The sequence below is a fragment of the Nitratidesulfovibrio oxamicus genome (assembly GCF_015731765.1).
Taxonomy (GTDB): domain Bacteria; phylum Desulfobacterota; class Desulfovibrionia; order Desulfovibrionales; family Desulfovibrionaceae; genus Cupidesulfovibrio; species Cupidesulfovibrio oxamicus.
Map to the genome: position 1 here is coordinate 1 of NZ_VRYY01000294.1, position 3232 is coordinate 3232.

6 protein-coding genes are annotated in these 3232 nt (G+C 68.5%); all 6 read left to right on the forward strand.

Annotated features, from left to right (window positions below):
- Positions 1-387 (forward strand): helix-turn-helix domain-containing protein (locus FVW20_RS19740; RefSeq protein WP_231039031.1); only part of this gene is annotated, 387 nt, incomplete at its 5' end.
- Positions 388-882: 495 nt separating this feature from the next.
- A complete protein-coding gene (locus FVW20_RS10530) occupies positions 883-1059 on the forward strand; it encodes a Flp family type IVb pilin (protein ID WP_015946373.1) in 177 nt (58 codons plus the stop codon).
- A 52-nt stretch (positions 1060-1111) separates the two neighbouring features.
- Complete coding sequence (locus tag FVW20_RS10535; RefSeq protein WP_007526891.1) at positions 1112-1288, forward strand: Flp family type IVb pilin; 177 nt, start codon at positions 1112-1114, stop codon at positions 1286-1288.
- Between the two features lie 41 nt (positions 1289-1329).
- Positions 1330-1506, forward strand: a complete 177-nt coding sequence (locus FVW20_RS10540; protein ID WP_015946371.1) for a Flp family type IVb pilin — start codon at positions 1330-1332, stop codon at positions 1504-1506.
- A 189-nt stretch (positions 1507-1695) separates the two neighbouring features.
- Entirely contained in the window at positions 1696-2286 is a 591-nt protein-coding gene (locus tag FVW20_RS10545) for an A24 family peptidase (RefSeq protein WP_196609474.1), read from the forward strand.
- 12 nt (positions 2287-2298) lie between these two features.
- Positions 2299-3123, forward strand: a complete 825-nt coding sequence (gene cpaB / locus FVW20_RS10550; protein ID WP_196609475.1) for a Flp pilus assembly protein CpaB — start codon at positions 2299-2301, stop codon at positions 3121-3123.
- The last annotated feature ends 109 nt before the right edge of the window (positions 3124-3232 follow it).

Below are 3232 nucleotides of genomic sequence, written 5' to 3' on the forward strand. Positions count from 1 at the left end.
CCGGGCGCCGCGCCGGAAGGGGCGGGGGGCGACCACTCGTTTGAGCACGCCCCCGCCGCATTCGGGCCGGGTGATGCCGCAGCCCGCACGGACAGCACTGGGACCGAGTCTCCCCCGCCGTCCACCGGCTCATCACCCGCCAGCACATCGGCGGGCGCCTCCTCCAGCCACGCCTTCGCGGCAGCGGCCCTTACCGGCCCCATCGACCTGCGCGAAACCATGCGCATGGTCGAGCGCAACCTGCTGCTGGATGCCCTGCGCCGCGCAGAAGGCCGCCAGACCGAAGCAGCCGTGCTGCTGGGGCTGACGCCCAAGAACCTGTGGGCCAAGTTGCAGAAGCACGGCATCAAGCCGCGCAACGGCCTGCCCCTGATCCACGAATCCTAGATTTTCTTCCGCCGCGCCCCGCAATGGGCACGGCCCTCCCGCGCATTGCATCCCCCCGCCACGTTTCACGGCAGTGCCCCGCCCCCCCCCCGGATACGCTGGCCCATCACGCCCCAAGGCCGCGCCCCGGCCCTGCTGCCATCCCCCGCCCACGCCTCGATCCAAAAATCCTAGATTCCCTTCCAGCACGCCTGCGCCATTGAACTTCCTGTCCCGAGCCCACCGCCCTGCGCCAGCCGCGCCCCCATTCCGCCAGCCCCACTCCAAGATTCGTGGATTCCTTCCCGGCGGCGTGCCCCTGCGTCTCGCCCAAGCGCCCTGTCATCACGCGCTCTAACAGCCCATTCCGAGCAGTGTGAAAAAACATTGTGCACGGTTTCAGAATGTTAACGCGTATTACATTCTGCATGACTCGCCTTGGCACGCGGGTTGCTGAATGGGAGTCAACAACGGCCCCCCGGCCAACCCAAAAGCCCCCGACGCAGGAGAGACATCATGTTTGAACGCATCACCACCCTGTTCCGTGACGAAGAAGGCGCAACCGCCCTCGAATACGGTCTCATCGCCGCCCTCATCGCCGCCGTCATCGTCGCCGCCGTCACCGCCCTCGGCACCAAGGTCAGCGCAACCTTCTCGTACATCGACTCCAAGATGCCCACCCCCGGCTCGTAGCCCACGGCACGACCGCAGCAGACAGCAACAAACGAATCACAGGAGAACAGCCATGTCGAAGATCATCGCCCGCCTGATCAATGATGAAGAAGGCGCAACCGCCCTCGAATACGGCCTCATCGCCGCCCTCATCGCCGCCGTCATCGTGGCCGCCGTCACCGCCCTCGGCACCAAGGTCAGCTCCACCTTCTCGTACATCGACTCCAAGATGCCCACCCCCGGCTCGTAGGCCCGTTTATAATCGCGCAAATTCCCGAAAGGAGTAAGATCATGCTGAAGTCCATCACCGCCCTGATCCGTGAAGAAGAAGGCGCAACCGCCCTCGAATACGGCCTCATCGCCGCCCTCATCGCCGCCGTCATCGTGGCCGCCGTCACCGCCCTCGGCACCAAGGTCAGCTCCACCTTCTCGTACATCGATTCCAAGATGCCCACCCCCGGCTCGTAACACCCCGCGACGGCGACTCGGCTTCCCGCCACGCTGCACTCGAAGGGGCCGGGGCGAACCCCCGGCCCCTTCGCCATCGAAAGCGCGGACCTTGCGATGGAGAACCCGCCCGAATCGGCATCCGCCGACAGGGCAGTCCGCCCGGAAACGACGACACCCCGTTTCCCCGGCCACACAGAGGAGAGCCCCATGACCCCCATCCTTGCCGCCCCCCTCGCCGCCGTGCTGCTGGTGGCCGTGACCACCGACCTGCGCGCCATGCGCATTCCCAACTGGCTCACATTTCCCGCCATGCTGGCGGGCGTGGCGGCCAACGCGGCGCTGGGCGCCTGGACCGGCGGCCTTTCCGGCGCATGGGAAGGCCTGCTCTTCTCGCTGTCCGGTTTCGGCCTGGGGCTCGGCCTGATGCTGGTCCCCTTCCTGCTGCGGGTCATGGGCGCGGGCGACGTGAAGTTGCTGGCCGCCGTCGGAGCCTTCCTGGGCGCCGAAACCGTGTTCCGCGCCTTCATCTGGACCAGCCTGGCCGGCGGCGTGTACGCCCTTGGCGTGCTGGCCTTCCACCTGCCGCAACTGCGCGCCGTGCTGCGCTCGCTGCGGGTGTCCGTCGAACTGCTGGCCGTCACCGGCCGCTTCGACTACGTGCCCGCCACCGCCAAGGCCCGCCTGCCCCGGCTGTGCTACGGCGTGGCCATCGCGCTGGGCACGGGCCTGGCCATGGCTCAGGCCGCCTTCCCCTCGGCCATGTCCGCCCTGCTGCCCGCCTGGGCCGCCATCCTGTAGGAGGGCTCGGTCATGCGCGCCTCCTCCCTGATCCAGATTTCCCTCGCGCTGGTGCTGGCCCTGGTGGCCGGGGTGCTGGTGTTCCGGTTCATGCAGGTGAACCGCGCCGCCGCCCCCCAGATGGCCGCCCCCGAGCAGGTCGAACTGGCTGTGGCCGCCGCCGACGTGCCGCGCGGCGCCAAGCTGACCGCCGAACAGATCAAGCTGGCCCCCTTCCTGAAGTCCAGCGCCCCCTCCGGCGCGTTCACCAAGGACACCCTGCCCGTGGGCCGGGTGTTGTCGTCCGCCGTGGCCGCCGGTGAACCCATCACCGAAGCGCGCCTGTTGCAGGACGGCGCATCGCACGGCGGCGTCAGCACGCTGATCGCCCCCGGCATGCGCGCCGTGGCCGTCAAGGGCAACAAGGTATTGGGCCTTTCCGGGTTCATCCGCCCCGGCAACCGCGTGGACGTGCTGGTGACACTGGACGACGAAACCCGCGAAAAGGCCAAGTCACGCACCAAGCTGGTGCTCGAAAACGTGCGCGTGCTGGCCACCGGCACCGAACTGAAGCAGGAAGGCGACGACACCTCCACCTCGTCGGTGGACGTGTACACCCTGGAAATTTCGCCCCCGCAGGCCGAGCCGCTGGCCCTTGCCGCCTCGCGCGGCGAACTGCACTTCGCCCTGCGCAACCCCGCCGACGACGGCACGGTGCTGACCCCCGGCACCGACGTGCCCGGCACCCTGGCGCTGCTGACCAGCACCCCCGAAGGCAAGCCGGTTCCCAAGGTGCGGGAAACCAAGGTGGAGATGATCTCCGGCACCGAACGTTCAACGCTGAGGTTCCCGCAATGAGCCGCCCCGCCTCCCTCACCTGCGCGGCGGGCCGTCTCGTCGGTACGGCGCATGCCGCGGCATGCGCCGTGCTGGCCACCGCGCTGCTGCTGGCCGTCGTCGCACAGGC

Bases quoted from the DNA above. Each gene is read 5' to 3' on its own strand.
- FVW20_RS10530 (WP_015946373.1), top strand. From the start codon at position 883: ATGTTTGAACGCATCACCACCCTGTTCCGTGACGAAGAAGGCGCAACC.
- FVW20_RS10535 (WP_007526891.1), top strand. From the start codon at position 1,112: ATGTCGAAGATCATCGCCCGCCTGATCAATGATGAAGAAGGCGCAACC.
- FVW20_RS10540 (WP_015946371.1), top strand. From the start codon at position 1,330: ATGCTGAAGTCCATCACCGCCCTGATCCGTGAAGAAGAAGGCGCAACC.
- FVW20_RS10545 (WP_196609474.1), top strand. From the start codon at position 1,696: ATGACCCCCATCCTTGCCGCCCCCCTCGCCGCCGTGCTGCTGGTGGCC.
- cpaB (WP_196609475.1), top strand. From the start codon at position 2,299: ATGCGCGCCTCCTCCCTGATCCAGATTTCCCTCGCGCTGGTGCTGGCC.